The organism is Streptomyces sp. NPDC056169 (genome assembly GCF_042268445.1).
Lineage (GTDB): Bacteria > Actinomycetota > Actinomycetes > Streptomycetales > Streptomycetaceae > Streptomyces.
On sequence record NZ_JBHJUO010000002.1, the window covers coordinates 487,341 to 509,272 of the forward strand.

Annotated in this window: 22 protein-coding genes and 1 riboswitch; of the genes, 12 read left to right on the forward strand and 10 right to left on the reverse strand. The window is 72.4% G+C overall.

The genetic code is table 11. The features are described from left to right. Nucleotides 1-20: 20 nt before the first annotated feature. A complete protein-coding gene (locus tag ACFC0G_RS04725) occupies nucleotides 21-1,079 on the forward strand; it encodes a DMT family transporter (RefSeq protein ID WP_376397176.1) in 1,059 nt (352 codons plus the stop codon). 45 nt (nucleotides 1,080-1,124) lie between these two features. On the opposite strand, the gene ACFC0G_RS04730 is transcribed toward ACFC0G_RS04725, so the two are convergent. Beyond that, the gene (locus tag ACFC0G_RS04730) at nucleotides 1,125-2,459 is read right to left on the reverse strand and encodes an aminotransferase class I/II-fold pyridoxal phosphate-dependent enzyme (protein ID WP_376397179.1); all 1,335 of its coding nucleotides are present in this window, start codon (nucleotides 2,457-2,459) and stop codon (nucleotides 1,125-1,127) included. A 35-nt stretch (nucleotides 2,460-2,494) separates the two neighbouring features. Between ACFC0G_RS04730 and ACFC0G_RS04735 the strand changes: the two genes are divergently transcribed. Both ACFC0G_RS04735 and ACFC0G_RS04740 read left to right on the forward strand, forming a co-directional pair. Then, on the forward strand, nucleotides 2,495-3,211 hold the full coding sequence (locus ACFC0G_RS04735; protein WP_376397182.1) for a pyridoxamine 5'-phosphate oxidase family protein: 717 nt from the start codon (nucleotides 2,495-2,497) through the stop codon (nucleotides 3,209-3,211). 16 nt (nucleotides 3,212-3,227) lie between these two features. Further along, nucleotides 3,228-3,872 (forward strand): FMN-binding negative transcriptional regulator, encoded by a 645-nt coding sequence (locus ACFC0G_RS04740; protein ID WP_376397185.1) that lies wholly within the window; start codon nucleotides 3,228-3,230, stop codon nucleotides 3,870-3,872. A 54-nt stretch (nucleotides 3,873-3,926) separates the two neighbouring features. Here the strand turns inward: ACFC0G_RS04740 and ACFC0G_RS04745 are convergent, their stop codons facing one another. The 3 genes from ACFC0G_RS04745 to ACFC0G_RS04755 form a co-directional block, all read right to left on the reverse strand. Continuing rightward, a complete protein-coding gene (locus ACFC0G_RS04745) occupies nucleotides 3,927-4,901 on the reverse strand; it encodes a DMT family transporter (RefSeq protein WP_376397187.1) in 975 nt (324 codons plus the stop codon). A 179-nt stretch (nucleotides 4,902-5,080) separates the two neighbouring features. Continuing rightward, nucleotides 5,081-6,088 (reverse strand): DMT family transporter, encoded by a 1,008-nt coding sequence (locus ACFC0G_RS04750; protein ID WP_376397190.1) that lies wholly within the window; start codon nucleotides 6,086-6,088, stop codon nucleotides 5,081-5,083. A 41-nt stretch (nucleotides 6,089-6,129) separates the two neighbouring features. Continuing rightward, nucleotides 6,130-6,792: a Clp protease N-terminal domain-containing protein gene (locus tag ACFC0G_RS04755; RefSeq protein WP_376397193.1), complete on the reverse strand. Its 663-nt coding sequence runs from the start codon at nucleotides 6,790-6,792 to the stop codon at nucleotides 6,130-6,132. Between the two features lie 196 nt (nucleotides 6,793-6,988). On the opposite strand from ACFC0G_RS04755, the gene ACFC0G_RS04760 reads away from it, so the two are divergent. Next, nucleotides 6,989-7,213 (forward strand): hypothetical protein, encoded by a 225-nt coding sequence (locus ACFC0G_RS04760; protein ID WP_024756886.1) that lies wholly within the window; start codon nucleotides 6,989-6,991, stop codon nucleotides 7,211-7,213. Nucleotides 7,214-7,281: 68 nt separating this feature from the next. Further along, nucleotides 7,282-7,710, forward strand: a complete 429-nt coding sequence (locus ACFC0G_RS04765) for an SRPBCC family protein (protein WP_376397196.1) — start codon at nucleotides 7,282-7,284, stop codon at nucleotides 7,708-7,710. A gap of 97 nt (nucleotides 7,711-7,807) precedes the next feature. Here the strand turns inward: ACFC0G_RS04765 and ACFC0G_RS04770 are convergent, their stop codons facing one another. Continuing rightward, nucleotides 7,808-8,437: a PadR family transcriptional regulator gene (locus ACFC0G_RS04770; protein WP_376397199.1), complete on the reverse strand. Its 630-nt coding sequence runs from the start codon at nucleotides 8,435-8,437 to the stop codon at nucleotides 7,808-7,810. 308 nt (nucleotides 8,438-8,745) lie between these two features. Between ACFC0G_RS04770 and ACFC0G_RS04775 the strand changes: the two genes are divergently transcribed. The 3 genes from ACFC0G_RS04775 to ACFC0G_RS04785 all read left to right on the forward strand — a co-directional run bounded on the left by ACFC0G_RS04775 (nucleotide 8,746) and on the right by ACFC0G_RS04785 (nucleotide 10,692). After that, a complete protein-coding gene (locus ACFC0G_RS04775) occupies nucleotides 8,746-9,483 on the forward strand; it encodes a dienelactone hydrolase family protein (protein ID WP_376397202.1) in 738 nt (245 codons plus the stop codon). A gap of 120 nt (nucleotides 9,484-9,603) precedes the next feature. Continuing rightward, the gene (locus tag ACFC0G_RS04780) at nucleotides 9,604-10,098 is read left to right on the forward strand and encodes a pyridoxamine 5'-phosphate oxidase family protein (RefSeq protein ID WP_376397204.1); all 495 of its coding nucleotides are present in this window, start codon (nucleotides 9,604-9,606) and stop codon (nucleotides 10,096-10,098) included. A gap of 42 nt (nucleotides 10,099-10,140) precedes the next feature. Beyond that, a complete protein-coding gene (locus ACFC0G_RS04785; protein WP_376397207.1) occupies nucleotides 10,141-10,692 on the forward strand; it encodes a GNAT family N-acetyltransferase in 552 nt (183 codons plus the stop codon). A 51-nt stretch (nucleotides 10,693-10,743) separates the two neighbouring features. On the opposite strand, the gene ACFC0G_RS04790 is transcribed toward ACFC0G_RS04785, so the two are convergent. Then, complete coding sequence (locus ACFC0G_RS04790) at nucleotides 10,744-11,097, reverse strand: hypothetical protein (RefSeq protein WP_376397210.1); 354 nt, start codon at nucleotides 11,095-11,097, stop codon at nucleotides 10,744-10,746. A 113-nt stretch (nucleotides 11,098-11,210) separates the two neighbouring features. Here ACFC0G_RS04790 and ACFC0G_RS04795 point away from each other — a divergent pair, with 113 nt between their 5' ends. Beyond that, the gene (locus ACFC0G_RS04795) at nucleotides 11,211-12,020 is read left to right on the forward strand and encodes a PhzF family phenazine biosynthesis protein (RefSeq protein WP_376397213.1); all 810 of its coding nucleotides are present in this window, start codon (nucleotides 11,211-11,213) and stop codon (nucleotides 12,018-12,020) included. Between the two features lie 55 nt (nucleotides 12,021-12,075). Here ACFC0G_RS04795 and ACFC0G_RS04800 read toward each other — a convergent pair whose 3' ends face one another. Together ACFC0G_RS04800 and ACFC0G_RS04805 are read right to left on the reverse strand one after the other, a co-directional pair. Then, nucleotides 12,076-12,858, reverse strand: a complete 783-nt coding sequence (locus ACFC0G_RS04800; RefSeq protein WP_376397216.1) for a type II CAAX prenyl endopeptidase Rce1 family protein — start codon at nucleotides 12,856-12,858, stop codon at nucleotides 12,076-12,078. A gap of 149 nt (nucleotides 12,859-13,007) precedes the next feature. Continuing rightward, complete coding sequence (locus ACFC0G_RS04805; RefSeq protein WP_376397219.1) at nucleotides 13,008-14,507, reverse strand: glutamate--cysteine ligase; 1,500 nt, start codon at nucleotides 14,505-14,507, stop codon at nucleotides 13,008-13,010. A 483-nt stretch (nucleotides 14,508-14,990) separates the two neighbouring features. Between ACFC0G_RS04805 and ACFC0G_RS04810 the strand changes: the two genes are divergently transcribed. Both ACFC0G_RS04810 and ACFC0G_RS04815 read left to right on the forward strand, forming a co-directional pair. After that, a complete protein-coding gene (locus tag ACFC0G_RS04810; RefSeq protein ID WP_376397222.1) occupies nucleotides 14,991-15,587 on the forward strand; it encodes a hypothetical protein in 597 nt (198 codons plus the stop codon). A gap of 331 nt (nucleotides 15,588-15,918) precedes the next feature. Beyond that, the gene (locus tag ACFC0G_RS04815; protein ID WP_024756896.1) at nucleotides 15,919-16,125 is read left to right on the forward strand and encodes a DUF5999 family protein; all 207 of its coding nucleotides are present in this window, start codon (nucleotides 15,919-15,921) and stop codon (nucleotides 16,123-16,125) included. A 126-nt stretch (nucleotides 16,126-16,251) separates the two neighbouring features. Here ACFC0G_RS04815 and gcvP read toward each other — a convergent pair whose 3' ends face one another. Beyond that, on the reverse strand, nucleotides 16,252-19,137 hold the full coding sequence (gene gcvP, locus ACFC0G_RS04820; protein WP_376397226.1) for an aminomethyl-transferring glycine dehydrogenase: 2,886 nt from the start codon (nucleotides 19,135-19,137) through the stop codon (nucleotides 16,252-16,254). Between the two features lie 176 nt (nucleotides 19,138-19,313). Beyond that, a riboswitch (glycine riboswitch) is annotated at nucleotides 19,314-19,413 on the reverse strand. Nucleotides 19,414-19,526: 113 nt separating this feature from the next. Here gcvP and ACFC0G_RS04825 point away from each other — a divergent pair. Then, nucleotides 19,527-19,901 (forward strand): PRC-barrel domain-containing protein, encoded by a 375-nt coding sequence (locus tag ACFC0G_RS04825; protein ID WP_376397229.1) that lies wholly within the window; start codon nucleotides 19,527-19,529, stop codon nucleotides 19,899-19,901. Between the two features lie 534 nt (nucleotides 19,902-20,435). Here ACFC0G_RS04825 and ACFC0G_RS04830 read toward each other — a convergent pair. Next, nucleotides 20,436-21,875, reverse strand: a complete 1,440-nt coding sequence (locus ACFC0G_RS04830) for a DNA polymerase IV (protein ID WP_376397232.1) — start codon at nucleotides 21,873-21,875, stop codon at nucleotides 20,436-20,438. Between the last annotated feature and the right edge of the window lie 57 nt (nucleotides 21,876-21,932).

A 21,932-nucleotide genomic window follows, 5' to 3' on the forward strand; every position in this document is an offset into this window, starting at 1 on the left:
GGTGCCGTCACCCTGAGTGCATGAGCCCCGCAGCCCCGCCCTCCCCGTCACCCGCCCGCTCCGCCTCCCCCACCGGCTCCCCGCTCCCCTCGCGCGGCTCCCGGCTGCTCGACTGGCGCGTCCGCTTCGGCGCCCTGGCCCTCATCTGGGGGTTCAGCTTCCTCTTCATCAAGGTCGGCACGGAGGGCTTCGCGCCCTTCCAGGTGACGTTCGGGCGCCTCCTGTTCGGTACGGCGGTGCTCGCCGCCGCCCTGGTCGTGAAGCGCGACCGGCTGCCGCGCGGCGCCCGTGTCTGGGGCCATCTGACGGTCGCGGCGTTCCTGCTCAACGCGCTGCCGTTCTCGCTCTTCGCGTACGCGGAGCTGACGATCCCCTCGACCCTGGCGGGCATCTGCAACGCGACGACACCGCTGTGGGGCATGCTGCTCTCGCTCGTCGCGCTCTCCGAGGACCGTCCGACCCGGGTCCGCGCCGCCGGTCTGGGCATCGGCTTCATGGGGGTGCTCACGGTGCTCGGCGCCTGGCAGGGCTTCTCCGGTCTCGACGTGACGGGCACGGCGCTGGCCCTGCTGGCCTCCTTCAGCTACGCGGTGGGCTGGATCTACGTCCGCAGGACGCTGAGTGACACGGGCGTCTCGCACCTCGCGCTCGCCGGTTCGCAGGTGGGCCTCGCGACGCTCCAACTGGCCGTGGTCACGCCCCTGTTCACCTCGATGCCGGAGTCGGTGGAGGTCGTTCCGCTGCTCGCCGTGATCGCGCTCGGCGCGCTCGGCACGGGGTACGCGATGCTGCTGCAGTACGGCGTGGTGGCGGAGGTCGGCCCGACGACGGCCTCCATGGTCACCTACTTCATCCCCGTCATCGCCACGGCGGCGGGCGTGGCGGTCCTGGGCGAACAGCTCACGTGGAACACCCCGGTCGGCGCGGTGATCGTCCTCGCGGGAGCCGCGCTCACCCAGACCCGCACGTCCCGCCGTACGGCTCCGAGGACTGCGGCGACAACGGCCCTGCCGAAGACCCCGGCACCGACCCCCGCGCCCGACTCCCCCGCCGCACCGCAACCGGCGACCCGCACCTGAGCACGCCCCCGGCCCGCACCGGGACAGACCGCACAGCCCTGCCCCTTACCCGTAACTCCGCGCGGGCGCCGGCCCCGCCGCCCGCGCGACCGCCTCGGCGAGGTCCTCGACGTCCCCGACGGCGAGGCCGGAGACGGTGACCCGGACGCCCGGCCCCGCGTTCATCCGGAAGCGCGCGCCCGGCGCCACCGCCCATCCGTCGGCCATGAGCCGCGCCACCGCGCCCGTCTCGTCCGCGACCGGCACCCAGACGTTCATGCCGCTGCGCCCGTGCGCCTCGACGCCCCGCCGGGCGAGCGCCCGCACCAGGCCGTCGCGCCGCTTTCCGTACGAGCGGGCGACGGCGGCCGGGTCGACCGCCTCCGTCGCCCACAGGTGGGCGACGGCCTGCTGGAGCAGCCGGCTGACCCAGCCGGGGCCGAGCCGCTGCCGCCCGAGGACCCGGTCGACGGTCTCCGCGTCGCCGGTGAAGGCCGCGATCCGCAGGTCCGGCCCGTACGCCTTCGCGACCGAGCGCACGAGCACCCAGCGGTCGGTGACCCCGGCGAGCGGATGGAGGGGCTGCGCGACGATCCCGTGCCCATGGTCGTCCTCCACGAGCAGGACGCCGGGGTGCGCGGCGAGGACCCGCCGCAGCTCCCGCGCCCGCTCCTCGGTCACGCACGCCCCGGTCGGGTTCTGGGCCCGGTCCGTGACGATCACCGCCCGGGCTCCGTCGCGCCGGATCGCCCGCTCGACCTCTTCCGCCAGCGGCCCCTCGTCGTCGACGGCGACGGGCACGGGCCGCAGCCCGAGCGCCGGTACGAGGTCGAGCAGGCTGCCCCAGCCCGGGTCCTCGACGGCGACGGCGTCCCCGGGCCTGAGGTGCACGGCGAGCACCCGCTCGATGGCGTCGAGGGAGCCCGAGGCCACGCCGACCGGCCCGGCGGGCACGCCGTCCGTGTCGAAGGCGGCCCGCGCGAGCCGCCCGAACTCCTCGTCGACAGGGGCCTCTCCGTACAGGCCGGGCCGCTCGGCGTACCGCCGCCCGACCTCGGCGAAGGCCTCGCCGAGCGGTGGCAGCAGTGCCGTGTCAGGGCTTCCGTTGCTCACGTCCCGGACCCCGGCGGGGGCGTCCATCCGGATCGAGCCGCGCGCGGTGGTGGCGGGCCGTGGCCGCACCCGGCTGCCGCGCCTGCCGTCCGTCTCGATGACCCCGCGCTCGCGCAGGGTGCGGTAGGCGGCGGCGACCGTATTGGCGTTCACCCCCAGGGTCAGCGCCAATTCCCGCATGGGCGGCAGCAGTTGCCCGGGCTCCAGAGCCCCTGAGCCGACCCCGCGCTCGACGCTGGCGGCGATCTCCGATGCGCGACGACCTTCAATCCGATACTCTCCTAGCACAAAAGTGATTATGCACTAGTGCAATGGAGTTCGCAATGACCACCGCCGCCGACAGCGACACCAAGACCGACAGCGGCACCGGCACCGGCACCGGCACCGCCTACGCGCCGACCGACCGGACCGTCCCCACCCGCAACCGCGACCGCGCGTCGTACGACAAGGACCTGGTCCACTCGATACTCGACGGGACCTCCCTCTGCCACCTCGGCTTCGTCCGCGACGGCGCGCCGGTCGTCCTCCCGACGCTCTACGGCCGTGTCGGCGACCGGCTCTACGTCCACGGCTCCACCGGCTCGCGCCCCCTGCGCACGGCGGGCGACGGCGTGCGGGCCCCCGGGCTGCCCGTCTGTCTGACCGTGACCCACGTCGACGGCCTGGTGCTCGCGCGCTCCGCCTTCCACCACTCCATGAACTACCGCTCGGTCGTCGTCCACGGCACCGCCCACCAGGTCACCGACCCCGAGGAGCTGCGGACGGCCCTCGACGCGCTCGTCGACCACGTCGTCCCGGGCCGCTCCCGCGACTCGCGCCCGGCGAACGCCAAGGAGCTCGCCGCCACCGCCGTGATCCGGCTCGACCTGGACGAGGTCTCGGCGAAGGTCCGCGCCGGCGGCCCCAACGACGACGCCGAGGACCTCGGTCTCCCGCACTGGACCGGTGTGGTCCCCGTCCGCACGGTCCACGGCACTCCGGTCCCGGCCGACGACCTCGACCCGGCCGTCGCCCTGCCCGACTACCTCTCCGCGCTCTGAGGACGGGAGCACCACGATGCTGATCCACCCCTGGGACGCCGCCCACGACGAGGGCGAGTGGCGCGACTGGCTCGCCCGCCACGACTTCGGCCAACTCGCCGTCAACGGCCTGCCCGGCGAGCCTCCGTGGGTGCAGCCGATGCACTTCCGGTACGAGGACGGGCCCGGCCCGTACGGCCGCGTCCTCGCCCACCTGGCCCGCCCCAACCCCGTGTGGCGAGCCGTCGAGGCGCAGCCGACGGTGCTCCTGAGCGTGGTCGACGACTACGTCTTCGCGCCGGGCCCGTGGACGGCCCCCGAGGGCACCCCGCCCGCGCACGGGACGCCGACCTCGTACTACGCGGCCGTCCAGCTGCGGTGCACGGCGCACGTGGTCGACGACCCGGCGGAGAAGGCCGAGCTCCTCAACCGCCAGGTCGCCCACTTCCAGCCGGACGGCGCCACTGCCCTCGCGGCCCCGGGCGAGGCCCCGTTCGGCCGCCTCCTCTCGGGCATCCGCGTCCTGGACCTGGAGGTGGCCGAGGTGCGGGCCAAGTTCAAGTACGCGGGCAACAAACCGCAGGAGGTCCAGGACCGGATCGCGGACCGGCTGGCCGAGCGCGCGGGCCCCGGCGACCTCGCGGCCCGCGCCCACCAACTGCGCCGGCGCACCACGAGCTGACCGGGGCGCGGACAGACCCCGCGCCCTATCCGGCCCTGATCCGCCGGACAGGCACTACACCGCCACGGCCTCCACGGCCTCTTCCCGCCGCCGTACCGCCGCCGTCCTCGCCTCGGCGAAGGCGAGGCCGGTGACGGCGGCGAGCAGCAGCAGGGTCCCGAGGACGATCGCTCCGGTGAGCCGCTCGCCCAGGAGCGAGACGGCGATCAGGGCCGCGCTCACCGGCTCCAGGAGCATGATCACGGAGACGGTGGCGGCCCGGACGACGGCCGCCCCGGCGAAGTAGAGGGCGTACGCGAGGGCGGTCGGCACGGCCGCCACGTACACCAGCAGGAGAACGACCCGCACCGGCGCGTCGGTGTGCGGTACGAGTCCTTCCGCGGCTGCCGGCGGCAGCAGGGCGACCGCTCCGATGGCGAAGGCCCAGGTGGTCGTAGCGAGGGCGTCCGTCCCGCCGCCGTCGCGGCCGAGCCACCGGGTGAGCAGGGTGATCGCGGCGTACCCGGCCGCCGAGACGACCGCGAGGATCACGCCGAGCGGCCGCACCTCCGCGGCCCCGCCGCCCAGGACGAGGACGGCAAGACCGGCGAGGGCCCCGGTGGCGGCGACGACGCCGCCGCGGCCGAGGCGTTCGCCCATGGTCAGCCGGGCGCCGACGGCGATGAGGACGGGACCCGCCCCCAGGGTGACGACGGTCCCGACGGCGAGGCCGGTGTTCTGGACGGCGGCGAAGTAGGCGCTCTGGAAGACGGTCAGCCCGATCCCCGTACCGAGGATGCGGGCCGTCCGCCGGCCGCGCGGTTCCCCGGCGGTGCGGGCGACGGCCCGGCGGGGCCGCAGGGCCAGTGCGCCGAGCAGCAGGACGAGCCCGCCGACGCAGCGCCAGAAGGAGAGGGCCAGCGGGCCCATGTCGCTGACGCGGAAGATCAGCGAGGCGGCGGCACCGGCCGTGCCCCAGGCGATCCCGGCGACGATCAGATAGAGCAGGCTCCGCCCGACGGACAGGGCGGATTCCGAGGAGTTCGGCACGTGACTTCTCCGAGGAGGAAGAGGGAAGGGTGGTCGCTCGGCTCCGCGCGCGGACAGCGACGAACCGCTCGGGGCGGAGATCCGCTCACCCGAGCCCGGTCCTCGTCGGAAGGTGTCGCCGCGCGCGCTAGGCGGTGGGCGGCGGCGTCGAACGTGCGATCACGTGCATGAGCGCCACGCTAGGGGGCGCTCCGCCCGGCCGACAACTCCTTTTCGTCCCGCCCGACGACCCCGCCCCCGGAATCGCCCCCGGAGGCCGCCACGGGATCGGCCGGCGGCGCCTTGGGCGTCGAGGACTGCGCGATGAAGGCCCCGACCAGGACCAGCGCTCCGCCGAGGATCTGCGGCGTGTCCAGGTGCTCGCCGAGCAGCACCCAGGCCAGGACGGTCGCGACGACGGCCTCCAGGCAGGCCACGACCCCCGCGACCTGCGGCGAGAGCCGACGGACCGAGATGACGCCGGTGACGTACGCGAGGACCGTGGCGATCAGCACGATCCAGCCGAGCAGCAGCCACGCGGGCACGCCGGTGCCGTCCATGTCGGCGCTGCCGCCGAGGATCGCCCAGTCCATGCCCCACGGGCGGGCCACGACGGTGAGGACGAGCGCGCCGATGAGCAGCCCGTACGCGATGACTCCGAGCGGATCGGCCTGCTCGGCCTCGTCGGACCCCTGGTCGGAGAGGACGAAGTAGCCGACCTGGCAGCAGGCGGCGGCAAGGGCCAGGAGCAGCCCGACGAGGTCGAAGCTCAGCCCGGACCAGACCTGGACGACGCACGTGAGGCCGCCGACGGCCAGGACGACGCCGAGGGCGGCGGCGCGGGTGACGGGCCGGCGCTGGACGAAGCGGACCCAGCCGAGGACGAGGGCCGGGGCGAGGTACTCGATGAGCAGCGCGACGCCGACGGGGATGCGGGAGATCGAGGCGAAGTAGAAGGCCTGGACACCGGCGACGGCGAGCAGGCCGAAGCCCACGAGGAGGGCGGGTTTGCGGCGCAGGAGGTCCCGGTGCCGCCAGGCCACCGGGAGCATGACGAGCGCGGCGCCGGCGACCCGGAGCCACACCACGTGGAGCGGGTCGAGTCCCGCCTCGATGAGCGGCTTGGCCGCCACTCCTGAACCACCGAATGCGAAGGCCGAGGCCAGGGCAAGTCCCAGGCCGGCGCTTCTCCCCTGAGACGCGTGCATCGGGCCATCATGACAGGACGCGGTCAGGTGCGTAACCCCCGTTACACCTGTTGAGACGGCCCCTCACCCAAGGCCACGATCCGCCCCTCACCGAGGGCCTCACCACGGCTCTCACCGAGGGCCTCACCACGGCTCTCGTCTCGAGCGTCGATACGGGCGACCAGCGCGATCGGATCGACCCCGGCCCGCCGCAGCACCTCGACGGCCCGGCTCTCGGGGTCGGCGGCGACACCGACGAGCAGATCAACTCCGCGCGCGCGTTCGTCGCCCCACCCGGCGGCCCGCCGGAAGGCGCCCTCCAGGGCGGCGACCGCGGCCGGCGACCAGCCGGAGGCCCGTCCGCCGCCACCCTGCGGCTCGGCCTCGCGCACGGCGGGCAGCAGGCGCCGGGCACCCGACTGCTCGACCGAGCGCTGCCAGCGCAGACCGTAGCCGATGGACCGCTGGGCGAGGTAACCGAGGACGCGGGCGAGCTGATGGTCGCCCTCGAAGACGGCGCCGACGTCCGGGTCCGACTCGACGAGCGAGTGCAGGAGGTGCGCGGTGTCGATCTGACGGTCCCCGTCCCGCAGGGCTCTGCGCCGCGCGCCGGCCACGACCGCCGCGAGCGACGGCGTCAGGAAGGACGCGAGCTCGGCACGCGGGGCGGCGGGCTGCCGGGGCGGCTGGGGCAGTGACGGCTGGAGAGGAACGGGACGGTGCACCCTTCCACCTCATCAGGCCGGGGCGGCCGGAACATCACCAGGGAGAAGCATGTCCGCATCCCACCGGAGTTGGGCACAGGCGCACGGTTCCTCCTCCTTACGGAGGAGATTGCCCGCGTTCGCCTCCGGGGGCGCGCGCCGCCTTGCATTGCGCCCCCGTTGCAACCGCGGGCCCGTTGCCGTTCGTCTTCCGGTCGTGTTCTGGATGGTGGCCCTGCTCGCACGCGACGGCCGGCAGTACGTGTACCGGGTGTACGCACCCCGGGAGGCGTTGCCGGCCGACCTGTTCTGGGCCGCGTTCCACTGCCACGAGGAGGACGGGGGGCCGCGCGCCTCCGACTGCTTCGACTCGGCCGAGATCTGGTGGATCGGCGACGGCGCGGGGCCGGCCGCCGCAGAACTGACGGTTCATCAGTATTGAATGTTCGCGCCCGCCCGGCTACGTTCCGCGACACCGGAACCAGTTGGCACGCCTGAAGGGGTGGTCGCATGGCCGAAGTCAGCGCGGAGGCACGGATCGAGGCCCCGGCCGGAAAGGTCTGGGCGCGCCTCATGGACTTCCCCTCGTACGGCGAGTGGAACGCCACGCACACCAGCTTCCCGAGCGGCGGCCCGGCGGCCCTGGAGGCGGGAGCCACCTTCACCGAGAACATGAAGCTGATGGGCTTCCCCGCCGAGGTGCTCTGGACGGTCGAGGAGCTGGAGACCGACCGGGCGCTCGCGATCCGGGGCAAGGGCCCGATGGGGGTGACCGTGACGACGCGCTACTCGCTCGCGGCGGACGGCGACGCGACGACGCTGCGGATCGACGGCGAGTTCACGGGGGCAGCCGTTTCCCTCATGGCAGGGAAGCTCAAGGACTCGGCGACGGCGGCGCTGACGGAGTCGCTCCGCAAACTGTCGGGCCTGGTCGCCTGACCGCACGCACGCGAAAGGGCCCCGCGGCACACGCCACGGGGCCCTCACACCATTCAGCCGTCACCCTTGAGACCCTCAGTCCTCAGCCTTGAGACCCTCAGTCCTCATCGGCAAGGATGAGATACAGCCTCTTGCGGGCGTCGTTGATCACGCCGACCGCCTTCTGCCGCTGCTCGGCGGTGCCGGTCTTCCAGACCTGCCCGAACGCCTCCATCAGACCGAAGCCGGCCTGCCGGATCTCGTTCACGGCCTCCCAGTCGACGCCGCGCCCGGCCTCTTCCCACGGGGCCTCCGGCCCTTCCTCGGCCTCGGCGCGCCCGGTGTCGGTGAGCGTGAACAGCTTCTTGCCGCCCTCGCTCGCGCTGGTGATCAACCCCTCGTCCTCCAGCATCTGGAGGGTGGGGTAGACCGAGCCGGGACTGGGCTTCCAGGCCCCGTCGCTGCGCTCGCCGATCTCCCGGATCATCTCGTAGCCGTGCATGGGGCGGTCCTTCAGGAGCGCCAGGATCGACGCACGCACGTCACCGCGCCGCGCCCTCCCCCGGCCACCGCCGCGACCCCGCCCGCCCCCGCCGAAGCCGCCCCCGAAGGGGCCACCGCCACCGAAGCCGGGCCCGAACGGCCCGAACGCGGCCCGCCGCCCCTCGCGGTCCCCACGAGGCCCGGGGCCGCAGCCCCCACGACCGGCTCCGTGTCCGTTTCCGTACTCGTGTCCTTGTGAACGCATCGCAACGCTCCTTCCATCGGGTTTCCATCGTTGCACTGTCGCGATACCTCAACGATATATCGGAACTGTTCGTCGAGCAAGAAGCGACTACGGAAGTCGTGTGACCTGCGACAGCGAACCTCGACCGGTCGCCACCGAAGATCGATGCACGGCGATCCGTGCCATCCACGAGTGACTGCTGGGCAGTTCGTGTCGGTGAAGTCGATCGACAAAGGTCCCGGGTGACACGCCCAAGGGACACGCACGCTGTTCTGCCAGTGGCAGAACACCGGCCGGACCGGGCTCGACGATCACTACAGTCCCGTCTCATGACGACGATCACGACACGTACGGTCGAGTACCCGGCGGACGGTTTGACGATGATCGGGCACCTCGCGATCCCGGCCGGTGTCGACCGCCGGCCCGCGGTGCTGCTCGGACCGGAGGGCACGGGACTCAGCGACGTCGAGCGCCGCCGGGCCGATGCCCTCGCCGAGCTGGGATACGTAGCGCTGGCCTTCGACCTTCACGGCGGGCGCTATTTGGGCGACCCCGAGGAGATGCTGGCCCGTTGCATGCCGCTGCTCGCCGACCCCGACCGGATGCGGGGCATCGGCCATGCGGCGCTCGACGTGTTGCGCGCCGAACCGCGGACCGACCCCGACCGGATCGCCGCCGTCGGCTACGGCACCGGGGGCGCCATCGGGCTGGAACTCGGGCGCGGCGGCGTCGACCTGCGCGCGATCGGGACAGTCAACGCAACGACCACGGGCCGACCGGGCGAGGCGGCGCTCATTCGCTGCCCGGTGTGGGCCGGCGTCGGGTCGGAAGACCCGATCATGCCGCCCGCGCAACGGAACGCGTTCACCGCCGAGATGCAGGCCGCGGGCGTCGACTGGCGCCTCACGGTCTACGGCGGCGCCTTGCACGCCTTCCATCACCCGCCGGTCGACCACCCCACGGTCCCCGGCGTCGGCTACCACCCGCAGCACGCGCAGCGAGCCTGGCGCGACGTCGTCGACCTGCTCGCCGAGTGCCTGCCCGTGACGGAGGATCCGGGGGCATGACCCCGGCAAACAGCCTGGCGCCAGGCCCCTGACCGCCGGGCGCAGGACACCGTCCTAGGCTGGTGGAGTAGTGGGGGGCATTCGGGGGGGGCGACCACGAGAAGGCAGGTGGAACCACCCATGCAGGCGAGCGAGATCACCGAGATCCTGAGCCGACCCGTCAGCCAGGAACTCCTGGCCCGCGACATCACCCGACTGGCGTACGTCGCCCAGGACGGCACGCCCCGCGCCATCCCGATCGGCTTCTCGTGGAACGGCGCGGAGATCGTCATGTGCACACCGACGAACGCCCCGAAGCTGGCGGCCCTGCGCCAGAACCCGGCGGTCGCCCTGACGATCGACACCGAGGTGCACCCGCCGAAGATCCTCCTCCTGCGCGGCCGAGCCGAGCTGGACCTGGTCGAGGGCATCCCCGACGAGTTCCTCAAGGCGAACGGCGCCTACACGATGACGCCCGAGCAGCGGGTCGAGTGGGAGGCCGAGGTCCGCTCGCTCTACGACGGAATGGTCCGGATCGTCGTGACCCCGACATGGGCGAAGATGATCGACTTCGAGACGACCCTCCCGACCGCGGTCGAGGAGCTGATCCGGCGGCGAGACGAACGACACGCCTGACGACCGGAGACCCCGGTCGTGATCATGCTCATCATGATGACCATGATCACGACTGGGTCCGACGACGTCCTCTACACACAGCTCGCCACCGCCGACGCGGTGACCGGCCCACTCGCCACGGCCCTCACCGCGTGCTGGATCGAAGTGAGCGACGCCGGCGGCGCCGCCGGATTCCCCTTCCCTCCGGTCGATCCCGCCGAGGTCGCCGCCGCGGTCGACCGCATCGTCACGGGCCTCGACCCGGGGCACAGCCGCCTCGTCGTCGCGACCGTCGGCGGCGCCGTCGCGGGCTGGCTGAACCTCCGCCGCGATCCGCACCCCCTGGTCGCGCACTGGGGCACGCTGCACCACGTCCAGACCCGCCTCCATGTACGAGGCCGGGGCATCGGAGCGGCTCTGGTGCGGCAGGCCCGGGTGATCGCCCGCGACGAGATGGGCCTGGAGCAGCTGCGGCTCGCGGCACGCGGTGGCGTCGGCCTCGAAGAGTTCTACGGCCGCCTCGGCTGGCAGGAGATCGGCCGCTGGCCCGGAGCCCTCCGGCTCGCGCCCGACGACGACCGCGACGAGGTCCTCATGATCCTGTCACCCCTGTGACCCGCGTGATGCGGCTGACCTCGGTGATCCAGCTGACCCCTGTCACCCCTGTCACCCCTGTCCCCTCAGCTCCCCCGCCCGCCGCCGGGCCCGCACCGCCCGCACCCCCGGCGTGATCCCCCACCCCAGCAGCCACGGCAGCACCGTGATGCCGAGGACGTACACGAGGAGATAGCCCACGAGGTCGTCGGTACGGGTCGGCTGACCCAGCGGCATCACCATCGCGATCGCGGAGACCGTCACGGGAAGCAGCGGCAGCAGTACGGACCACAGCCGCGTCCGCAGGCCGGGCCGGAAGGCGCACCACACGCCCACCCCACCCATGACGAAGGGCCCGAACGGCACCCACAGCACCACCGGAACGAAGAACAGCGTCCACCAGTCGTCCGCGTACCCGAACATCATCGAAGCCCCCCGAGGCCGCCGTAGATCCCCCTCGGAGGACGCCGGACAACACGGTCCAGTTCTCCGCGATTGGCCTTGGCCCGTGCGTTTGCGCACCTTGTACGGTCGGCGGCATGCGGATCCGAATCGTCGACGCCTTCACCGACCTGCCCTTCTCCGGAAACCCGGCCGGCGTGCTCCTCCTCGACTCCTTCCCCGAGGACTCCTGGCTCCAGAAGGTCGCGGCGGAGGTCAACCTCTCCGAGACGGCCTTCGCCCACCCCCTGCCCGCCGGCGGCGAGGCGGACTGGGCCCTGCGCTGGTTCACCCCGACCACCGAGGTCGACCTGTGCGGCCACGCCACGCTCGCCACGGCCCACGTCCTGCACACCACCGGCGCGGCGAGCGGCACGATCCGCTTCGCCACCCGGTCCGGCGTCCTGGGCGCCACCGCCGCCGAGGACGGCACCATCACGATGGACTTCCCGACCTCCGCCCTCCTCCCCGTCCCCGTCCCCGACGGGCTGGCGAAGGCGCTCGGCGCCGAGGTCCTCGCCGTCCACGACACGTCCGCCCACATCGGCGACCTCGTGGTCGAGCTCCGCGACGAGGCCACCGTGCGCGCGCTCACGCCGGACTTCGCCGCCCTCGTGGGTCTCTCCTCTCGCGGAATCATCGCGACCGCCGCCGCCGAGAACCCCGACGGCGGCTACGACTTCGTCTCCCGCGGCTTCTTCCCCAACGTGGGCATCGAGGAGGACCCGGTGACCGGCAGCGCCCACACCGCGCTCGCCCCCTACTGGTCGGCCCGCTTCGGCCGCGACGAGCTCACCGGTTTCCAGGGCGGCGCCCGTACCGGCCTCGTCCGCACCCGGCTGCGCGGCGAGCGCACCCTGCTGACCGGCCACGCGGTGACGGTCATCGACGGCGATCTGCACGCCTGACGCAAAGGAGAGGGGCGTACGGCTCAAGCCGCACGCCCCTACCTCCCGCATCCCGTCACGTGGTGGGCAACCAGCCCACCTTCCCCGCCAGCAGCCCGTACCCGACGAAAGCCACGATGTCGAGCAGCGCGTGCGCCACGACCAGCGGCCCGACCCGTCCCCAGCGCCGGTACAGCAGGACGAAGACGACGCCCATCACCACGTTGCCGAGGAAGCCGCCGATCCCCTGGTAGAGGTGGTACGAGCCGCGCAGCACCGAACTCGCGACGAGGGCCGCCATCGGCGTCCACCCCAACTGCCCGAGCCTGCGCAGCAGATAGCCGACGACGATGACCTCCTCCAGGACGGAGTTCTGCACCGCCGAGAGGATCAGTACCGGGTACTTCCACCACACGTCCGGCAGGGACTCCGGCACGACCGTCAGGTTGAAACCGGACGCCTGAGCCGCCAGGTAGAAGGCGAGCCCCGCACTCCCGATCCCGGCCGCGACCAGCGCCCCGCGCCCCAGGTCCGGCCAGGGCCGGGTCCGGTCGAAGCCGATGGCCCGGAGTCCGACGCCCTCCCGCAGCAGCAGATGGGCGACGAGGACGACCGGCACCAGCGCCGAGGCGATGCCGAAGAGCTGCCAGGACAGGTCGAGCCACGGCCGCCCCGGCGCGTACGAGCCGTTGAGCGTCGCCGCCTGGTCCTTCAGCGCCCCCGGCCGGGTCAGGGAGCCGATGAAGCTGATGAGGGACGACAACGCGCTCGCGCCGAGCGAGAGCGCGAGCACGATGAGGGTCTCGGAGCGCAGCACCTTCCGCGGCAGACCTCCGGGGGGCAGGGAAGCGTCCCTCACGTCTTGCTCCGACACCACACCTGTCTCCACTTCCCCGCCGCGGGCCCATGCCGTTCCGGCAGTCGCGTCCGGCCTCGACTACCTTGACATGATCACCCATGCCCGGGGATGCCGCCCCGGACCGCCGCCCCGAGCGCGTGGGACAGAGCTCAGCCGATCCCCACCGGCCAGGTGTGCACCGGCTCGCCCTCGTGCATGAGCGTCCGGTAGCGGCGGGTGGTCGCCGCGAGCGCCGCCTCCCTGTCGAGGCCCGACTCCAGGGCCTGGTGGAAGGTGTCGGCCTGCCAGGAGGCGCCGTTCACCTTCCGCAGACAGCGCTGCTCGATCACCCCGAGGTAGAAGTCCCGGTCCGCCGGCTCGATGTGCCACGCGTCGAGACCGGCCGCGGCGAGCGGCAGCAGCTCGTCGAGGACGAGCCGTACCGCCGGCAGGGTCGCGACACCGCCCGCGCGGCCCGAGCGGGGCCACCGCAGCTCCGCCTCGATGCCGTGCCGGCACGCCGTGTCGAAGTTGGCCTCCGCGTCCTCGAAGGCCATCCGCTTCCAGACCGGCCGCGGCTCGTCGGCGAGCGAGCGCACGAGTCCGTAGTAGAAGGCCGCGTTCGCGATCACGTCGGTCACGGTCGGCCCCGCGGGCAGCACCCGGTTCTCGACGCGCAGGTGCGGGACCCCGTCGACCCAGCCGTACACGGGCCTGTTCCAGCGGTAGACCGTGCCGTTGTGCAGGACGAGTTCCGGGAGCTTCGGTACGCCGCCCTCGTCGAGCACGAGCAGCGGGTCCTCCTCGTCGCAGATGGGCAGGAGGGCGGGGAAGTAGCGGAGGTTCTCCTCGAAGAGGTCGTACACCGAGTCCACCCACCGCTCCCCGAACCAGGTGCGCGGCCGGACGCCCTGGGACTGCAGCTCGGGCGGCCGGGTGTCGGTGGCCTGCTGGAAGAGGGGCGGCCGGGACTCGCGCCACACCTCGCGTCCGAAGACGAAGGGCGCGTTCGCGCCGAGGGCGATCTGGACGCCCGACACCGCCTGCGCCGCGTTCCAGACGGCGGCGAACCGGGCCGGGGTGACCTGGAGATGGAGCTGGACGGAGGTGCAGGCGGCCTCCGGCACGATCGACTCCGAGGTGCACAGGAGCCGTTCGACCCCGTGGATGTCGAGGGTGAAGTCCTCGCCCCTGGCGGCGAGGATCTGGTTGTTGAGGAGCGTGTAGCGGTCGGCGGCCGACAGGTTCTCGAAGACCAGGTCGCTCTGGGCGAGCGTGGGAAGTATGCCGATCATGACGACGCCGGCGTCGAGCTCCTTCGCCTTGCGGTCGGCATATCCGAGTCCGGTGCCGATCTCTTCCGCGAGCCGGTCGAATACCCTCCCGCCGAGCCGGTGGGGGGCGATGTTCACTTCCAGATTGAACAATCCGAGTTCCGTCTGGAAATCGGAGCTCGCGATCCTTTCCAGAACAGGCGCGTTGAGCATCCGGGGCAGTCCGTCGGCGCCGGCGAGATTGAGTTCGATCTCCAGCCCCATGAGATTGCGGGGCCGGTCGAACCTCTTCTCCGCCAGCAGCCTCGCGAGCCCCGCGAGACACTGCTGGAGTTTTCTCCGGTACTGCTGCCGGTCGGCCGGGCCGAACCCGTCCGCGTCGACCTTCTCCCCCATCGAAGCCGTCCCTCCCGCCATGGGCGGCCGCGGCGACGGCCGCGCGTCACGGACCATGATGCCCACCTCTCTGATCCACAACGCCTGCGGAACGGGGCCGTCGGGCGATAGGCTGGAAGCAGCGCTCCACCGGCACATCCCGAAGGCATGACACGGTCGACATATACCAATGTCATATTGCCCCGGGGTAGGGGATGGGAATTCAGCCGTCCGACTCGGCGAGGAATACGCAGGTGAGGGCGGTGCGGCCGTCATGATTCCGCTTGAACAGCCCCTCGAATAAGGCCGGATGACGCCTTGCCAGGAATATCGGTGGCGTCTAGCGGAAACACTCTGTGAACACGTGTCGTATAAACTCCGCGAACGAGGCAGAGTGTTGGTGCCCCGGCCATGGCCCCATGGCCCCTCTCTGGCCGCGCCGCCGACAGCGCCGTCGTACCTGCCCACGCATCACCGTGTCTCCTGAGTGAGAGGCGACCCATCATGCTCCGACCCTCTCCGGCCCCCGTGCCGGCCCTCCGCAGTGTCCTCGCGGCACTCGGCTCACCGACCGCCGTCCGTGAGGCGCGCACCCCCGCCCTGCGGGCCGCGCAGGGACCACTGAGCCCCGAACTCCCGCTGCCCGTCCACGTCCTCGGCGTCACGGGAGCTCCGGGACGGACACCGTCACCCCGCACCCGGCTCACCGGCTGGCGGTTCCTGATCCGGAACGGGGACCGGGCGATCGCCGCCGCGGACACCAGGCTCACCCCGGACGGCTGGACCTTCTCGCACTTCTTCGAGGGGCCGTACGTCACCGCGACGGAACAGGCCCTGCTCCACGCCGAGGCGCTGCCCACCCCGTACCAGCCCCGGCTCCTCTCCGTACCGGAGCTCTACATGCTGACGCTCTGGCTGCACGCCGACCTGGAGGCGGACGGCACGACCGTCGCCCCGGCATCGGCCGATCTCCTGGTGCCCCTGGCCCCCGCGCCGCCGGGGATCGCGGCCCACCGGCCGTACCAGGTCGCCGACCTCCTGCCCGTGCTCAGTACGCGCCTCGCGCCGCCGCCCCTCCTGGGCTCGGCGGCGCCCGCCTGATCCACCGCACGCGCCGCCCCGCCCCGTGACCCGCCCGGGTCACGGGGCGCACTGCTGTCCGAGCACCCGCCCGAACGCACTACCCGAACACCCCTCCCGTACGGACTAGCCCGCTCGGACCACTTCGAACCACCCGAAGAGACCGTGTAGTTGGCCTGAACCGCCCCTGCGGGTGATGCGTCTTCCCCGGAGAGGACGAGCTGCCGCGAAATACCTGCGGAAGACCGTCCATGGGGCAAGACTGGGACCGGAACCGAACCGACCGACGGGGGCGGCGATGAGCGCGAAGAGCCGCAGGACATCCACCACGACGCAGCGAAAGAACCCACCCATGTGCCAGCACCAGCCTGCCTGTCCCACCGCCGACTCCAACGACCGGGAGGCAGCCCGCCTGATGGCACACCATCCGGAACAGGGCTGGAGCCTGCTGTGCAACGGCGTCCTGCTCTTCGAGGACACCGGTGAACTGCTGCCGGACGGGCAGATCATCGCCCCGCACCGGCCGCTGACGGCGGGACAGGTCACGACCGCCGCCTGAGCGGCGCGCGGAGATCGCCGTACGAGGGAGAGCAACGCCGAGGGCCGGCCCGGAGGACATCCTCCGAACCGGCCCTCGGTCCGTACGCGGCGCCTGAGTGGTTCAGCCACTCAGGCACTCAGCGACTCAGTGGTCGTACTCGTCCATCGGCGGGCAGGAGCAGACCAGGTTCCGGTCGCCGAAGGCACCGTCGATGCGGCGCACCGGCGGCCAGTACTTGTCGGCCGGCGAGACACCGGCCGGGAAGACCGCCTCGTCACGGCTGTACGCGTGGTTCCACTCGCCGCCCAGCGCGGCCGCGGTGTGCGGGGCGTTGTGCAGCGGGTTGTCGTCGGCGGGCCACTCGCCCGAGGCGACCTTCTCGATCTCGGCCCGGATCGCGATCATCGTGTCGCAGAAACGGTCCAGCTCGGTGATGTCCTCGGACTCGGTGGGCTCGATCATCAGCGTGCCGGCCACCGGGAAGGACATCGTCGGCGCGTGGAAGCCGTAGTCGATCAGGCGCTTGGCGATGTCGTCGACCGTGACGCCCGTCTCCTTCGAGAGCGGACGCAGGTCCACGATGCACTCGTGGGCGACCAGACCGGCCGGACCGGTGTAGAGCACCGGGAAGTGCGGCTCCAGGCGCTTGGCGATGTAGTTCGCCGCGAGCACGGCGACCTGCGTGGCGCGCTTGAGGCCCTCGCCGCCCATCAGGCGCACGTACGACCAGGAGATCGGCAGGATGCCGGCGGAGCCCCACGGGGCGGCCGAGATCGGGCCGACGCCGGTCTCCGGGCCCGCGGTGGGCTGGAGCGGGTGGTTCGGCAGGTACGGGGCGAGGTGGGCGCGGACGCCGACCGGACCGACACCCGGGCCGCCGCCGCCGTGCGGGATGCAGAAGGTCTTGTGCAGGTTCAGGTGCGAGACGTCGCCGCCGAACTTGCCCGGCTTCGCGAGCCCGACCAGCGCGTTGAGGTTGGCGCCGTCGACGTACACCTGACCGCCGGCCTCGTGGACCTCGGCGCAGATGTCGGCGACGTGCTCCTCGAAGACGCCGTGCGTCGACGGGTAGGTGATCATCAGCACGGACAGCTCGTCGCGGTACTGCTCGATCTTGGCGCGCAGGTCGACGACGTCGACCTCGCCGTCGTCGGCGGTCTTGACGACGACGACCTTCATGCCGGCCATCACCGCGGAGGCGGCGTTGGTGCCGTGCGCGGAGGACGGGATGAGGCAGACGGTGCGCTGGAGGTCACCGTTGGCGCGGTGGTAGGCGCGGACGGCCAGCAGACCGGCCAGCTCGCCCTGCGAACCGGCGTTGGGCTGGATCGACACCTTGTCGTAGCCGGTGACCTCGGCGAGGCGCTCCTCCAGCTCGGTGATGAGCGTGAGGTAGCCCTGCGCCTGGTCGACCGGGGCGAAGGGGTGGATCTGGCCGAACTCGGGCCAGGTCACCGGCTCCATCTCGGTCGTCGCGTTCAGCTTCATCGTGCAGGAGCCGAGCGGGATCATGCCGCGGTCGAGCGCGTAGTCGCGGTCGGCCAGCTTGCGCAGGTAGCGCAGCATCGAGGTCTCGGAGCGGTGCGCGTGGAAGACCGGGTGGGTCAGGTACGCGTCGGAGCGCAGCAGCCCGGAGGGCAGCGTGTCCCCGACGGACGCGTCCAGGGCCTCGACGTCGCCGTCGACACCGAAGGCGCCCCACACGGCGGCGAGCTGCTCGCGCCCGGTGGTCTCGTCGCAGGAGATCGAGACGAGATCGGCATCGACGCGGTAGAGGTTCACCCCGGCCTCGCGGGCGGCGGCCACGACCGAGTCGGCGCGACCGGGCACCCGGACGGTGAGGGTGTCGAAGTACGAACCGTGCACGACCTCGACGCCACCGGCGGTGAGACCCGCGGCGAGGAGGGAGGCGTACCGGTGGGTCCGCTGCGCGATGCCCTTCAGCCCGGCCGGCCCGTGGTAGACGGCGTACATGCCGGCCATGACGGCGAGCAGCACCTGGGCCGTACAAATGTTGCTGGTGGCCTTCTCGCGGCGGATGTGCTGCTCGCGGGTCTGCAGGGCCAGGCGGTACGCGCGGTTGCCGTCGGCGTCGACGGACACACCCACCAGGCGGCCGGGCAGCGAGCGGGCGTGCTTGTCCTGGACGGCCATGTAGCCGGCGTGGGGACCGCCGAAGCCCATGGGGACGCCGAAGCGCTGCGTCGTGCCGACGGCGATGTCCGCGCCCAGCTGGCCCGGCGAGGTGAGCAGGGTCAGGGCGAGCAGGTCCGCGGCGACGGTGACGATGGCACCGAGCTCGTGGGCGGCGTCGATCAGCGGCTTGATGTCGCGGACGGCACCGGAGGCACCCGGGTACTGGATCAGCACGCCGAAGACACCGCGCTCGGCGATCTCGGCCGGGATCCCCTGGCTGAGATCCGCGACGACGACCTCGACACCGGTCGGCTCGGCGCGGGTCTCGATGACGGCGATCGTCTGCGGCAGGGCGTCGGCGTCGACGAGGAAGACGCCGTTCTTGACCTTGCCCACGCGTCGGGCCAGGGACATGGCCTCGGCGGCGGCGGTGCCCTCGTCGAGGAGGGAGGCGCCCGAGGTGGGCAGACCGGTCAGGTCGGCGACCATGGTCTGGAAGTTGAGCAGCGCCTCAAGGCGCCCCTGCGAGATCTCGGGCTGGTACGGCGTGTACGCCGTGTACCAGGCGGGGTTCTCCATCACGTTCCGGAGGATCACCGGAGGCGTGAAGGTGCCGTAGTACCCGAGGCCGATCATCGGCGCGAGGACCTGGTTGCGGTCGGCGAGCGTGCGCAGCTCGGCGAGCACCTCGGCCTCGGTGCGCGCGGCCGGCAGGCCCAGCGCCTCGGCGTTCTTGATCACGTCCGGCACCGCGGCGGCAGTGAGCTCGTCGAGCGAGCCGTAACCGACCTGGGCGAGCATCTTGGCCCGCGCCTCGGCGTCGGGCCCGATGTGCCGCTGCTCGAACGGGATGCCCTGTTCGAGTTCGGAGAGCGGAATGCGGTTGGCGGTCATGTACGGAGGCCTCCTGGTCGTCACGACCTGCGAGGGGCACCACGGCGCGGGTACCCGGACGGCCTCCCCCTCTGTCATCTCAACCTGAGAGTTTCACCGGCACGCCTCGCGGCACGCCGGCTTTCACCGTCGGTGAGAGCGCATGCCGTGGACACCGCTCTGCTTTCCAGAGTGACCTCGTCCGCGCGGTACAGGGGCCTGAGAGATTCCGGGGAGGATTTGCTCCTTCGGCGCCCTCCGGAAGGTTTCTCCGGGGGACTCTCCCGCACAGGGTCGACAGCCACAGCCAGCCTACCAGCGAGGTTGCGGCTCCCATCGCTCAAGTGGCCGACATCCCAGTTGTGCACTTTCGTAGGGGTGTAGAGCAGTTGCGACCAGTTGGAGGGACCGTGCAGACCGACATCGATCCGCGCAGCCTGATCGGCCGCAAGGCGTTCGACCGGAACGGAAACAAGATCGGAACCGTGGACGAGGTGTACTTGGACGACGCGACCGGCATCCCGGAATGGGCCGCGGTCCGCACCGGCCTGTTCAGCAGGGACGCCTTCGTCCCGCTGGAGCCGAGCGACCTGCTCGACGACGGCCTCCACATCCCGTTCGAACGCGCCCTCATCAAGGACGCCCCCGACTTCGGCGTGGGCCGCCACCTCTCCCCCGAGCAGGAGCTCCAGCTCTACCGCCACTACAGCCTCACACTCCCACCTCCGCCCCAGAACCCCGAAGACACCGACTTCGGCCACCTGGCAGGCCAGGAGGGCCCGTAACACCCACGCACAAGCACGACGGGTACGCGCCCCTCAGGCAAAGCCGCACCCGGGAAGGCCAACCCACCCGCCACCAACACAAACGGCACCAGCCCGGCCCGCCCGGCACCAGCACAGGCGGCTGGGCTCGGCCTCACGGCACGGCACGGTCTCAGGCGGCACGAGCCCAGGCCTGCCAGCACCAGCGGCAGCGGCCGCGGCCGCGGCACGAGCCCAACCCGCCCGGCGCCAGCACAGGCGGCACCAGCCCAGTCCGGCCCGGCACAGGTGGCTGAGCCCAGCCCGCCCCGCCACCAGCACAGGCGGCTGGGCTCAGCCTCACGGCACCGTCACAGGCGGCACGAGCTCGGCCGGCCCGGCACCGTCAGGGCCGGTACGGGTCCCAGCCGCCAACGGCGCGGAACTCCTCACGCCAAAACCCGCACCTCTGCTTCCCCACCCGCACGGGTGGTGCGGGTGGGAACCCCAGCCCGGCCGCAAGGCCGGGCGCACCCCCCACAACCCACACCCAGCCACCGCCACGCCACGGCACCGTCACGCCCCCGCCCGACACTCCCCCCGCACCAACGGCAACGGCTCCGAAGGCTCCAGTTCCGGATCGTCCACCGAGAACGTCCGCACCCGCCCCGGTGCGGACCACGGTTCCTCGAACCGCACCGTGACCCGCCCGACGCCGCTCCCCTGCACCCACCCCGCCCCGTGCACCGCGTGCCGCACGTCGTGCCCGGGCGCCCACCGCCGCTCGACGGCGCCGGCGCCGGCGCCGGGCGCGTCGGAAGCGGACTCGTCCGGCACAGCCCCGGCGCCGGCCACACCACCCCCTGCCGCACCGCCCCCGCCCGACTCCCCCGCCACCACGGCAGCCACGGCCGCCGCCGCCCGTTCCTCCTCCGCCTGCGCGGACTCCGCCTGGGCGAACAGATCCTCTTGCGTGTAGTCCGCGAGCCCGCTCACGCCCACCCCGAGCAGCCGCACACCCCCGGTCGTGTCGACCGCCTCCAGGAGCCGCCCCGCGGCCTCCCGCACGACCCCCGGGTCGTCCGTGGGCCCCCGCAGCGTCTCGGACCGGGTCAGCGTCGAGAAGTCGTACCGCCGCACCTTGAGGACGATCGTGCGCCCCGAGTGCCCGGAGGCCCGCAGCCGCGCCACGCACCGCTCCGCGAGCCGCTCCACCTCGGTCCTGATCCGCACGCGGTCGTGCAGGTCGACGTCGAAGGTGTCCTCGACCGACACCGACTTTGCGTCCCGCTCGGCCACCACGGGCCGGTCGTCGTACCCCTGGGCCATCCGATGGAGCGAGGCCCCGTGCGCCCGCCCCAGGAGCCGTACGAGCTCGTCCTCGCCCGCCTCCGCCAGGTCGGAGACCGTGGTCATCCCGGCACGCCGCAGGTGCTCGCCCGTCGCGGGCCCGACCCCCGGCAGGATCCGCACCGACCGGGGCCCGAGCAGCTCCCTCTCGGTGCCCGGCTCGATGAGGACGAGCCCGTCCGGCTTGGCCTCCTCGGAGGCGATCTTCGCGATCATCTTCGACCCGGCGAGCCCCACCGACCCCGTCAGCCCCGTCGTCGCCAGGATGCCCGCCCGCAGCCGCTCGCCGACGGCCCGCGCGCTCGCGCTGTCGTCGGCGAGGCCGCCGGCTTCGAGGTCCACGAAGGCCTCGTCGAGGCTGAGCGGCTCCACGAGCGGCGAGAGCCGCCCGAGCAGCTCCATGACCTGTTCGCTGATCGACCGGTAGAAGGCGAAGCGCGGCACGAGATAGGCCGCGTTCGGCGCGAGCCGCCGCGCCTGCCCCATCGGCATGGCCGAGTGGACCCCGAAGCGGCGTGCCTCGTACGAGGCGGTGGCGACCACTCCGCGCGGCCCGAGGCCGCCGACGACGACGGGCTTTCCGCGCAGGCTGGGCTTCGCCGCCTGCTCGGCGGCGGCGAAGAACGCATCCATGTCGAGATGCAGGATCGTCGGCGCGGCTCTCACATGTCCGATGCTGCCCCATGCCACTGACAACGGCCGGAATCGCTGACGACCCACGAG

Bases quoted from the DNA above. Each gene is read 5' to 3' on its own strand.
- ACFC0G_RS04725 (WP_376397176.1), top strand. From the start codon at position 21: ATGAGCCCCGCAGCCCCGCCCTCCCCGTCACCCGCCCGCTCCGCCTCC.
- ACFC0G_RS04735 (WP_376397182.1), top strand. From the start codon at position 2,495: ATGACCACCGCCGCCGACAGCGACACCAAGACCGACAGCGGCACCGGC.
- ACFC0G_RS04740 (WP_376397185.1), top strand. From the start codon at position 3,228: ATGCTGATCCACCCCTGGGACGCCGCCCACGACGAGGGCGAGTGGCGC.
- ACFC0G_RS04750 (WP_376397190.1), bottom strand. From the start codon at position 6,088: ATGCACGCGTCTCAGGGGAGAAGCGCCGGCCTGGGACTTGCCCTGGCC.
- ACFC0G_RS04765 (WP_376397196.1), top strand. From the start codon at position 7,282: ATGGCCGAAGTCAGCGCGGAGGCACGGATCGAGGCCCCGGCCGGAAAG.
- ACFC0G_RS04770 (WP_376397199.1), bottom strand. From the start codon at position 8,437: ATGCGTTCACAAGGACACGAGTACGGAAACGGACACGGAGCCGGTCGT.
- ACFC0G_RS04775 (WP_376397202.1), top strand. From the start codon at position 8,746: ATGACGACGATCACGACACGTACGGTCGAGTACCCGGCGGACGGTTTG.
- ACFC0G_RS04780 (WP_376397204.1), top strand. From the start codon at position 9,604: ATGCAGGCGAGCGAGATCACCGAGATCCTGAGCCGACCCGTCAGCCAG.
- ACFC0G_RS04785 (WP_376397207.1), top strand. From the start codon at position 10,141: ATGATCACGACTGGGTCCGACGACGTCCTCTACACACAGCTCGCCACC.
- ACFC0G_RS04790 (WP_376397210.1), bottom strand. From the start codon at position 11,097: ATGATGTTCGGGTACGCGGACGACTGGTGGACGCTGTTCTTCGTTCCG.
- ACFC0G_RS04795 (WP_376397213.1), top strand. From the start codon at position 11,211: ATGCGGATCCGAATCGTCGACGCCTTCACCGACCTGCCCTTCTCCGGA.
- ACFC0G_RS04805 (WP_376397219.1), bottom strand. From the start codon at position 14,507: ATGGGGGAGAAGGTCGACGCGGACGGGTTCGGCCCGGCCGACCGGCAG.
- ACFC0G_RS04810 (WP_376397222.1), top strand. From the start codon at position 14,991: ATGCTCCGACCCTCTCCGGCCCCCGTGCCGGCCCTCCGCAGTGTCCTC.
- ACFC0G_RS04815 (WP_024756896.1), top strand. From the start codon at position 15,919: ATGTGCCAGCACCAGCCTGCCTGTCCCACCGCCGACTCCAACGACCGG.
- gcvP (WP_376397226.1), bottom strand. From the start codon at position 19,137: ATGACCGCCAACCGCATTCCGCTCTCCGAACTCGAACAGGGCATCCCG.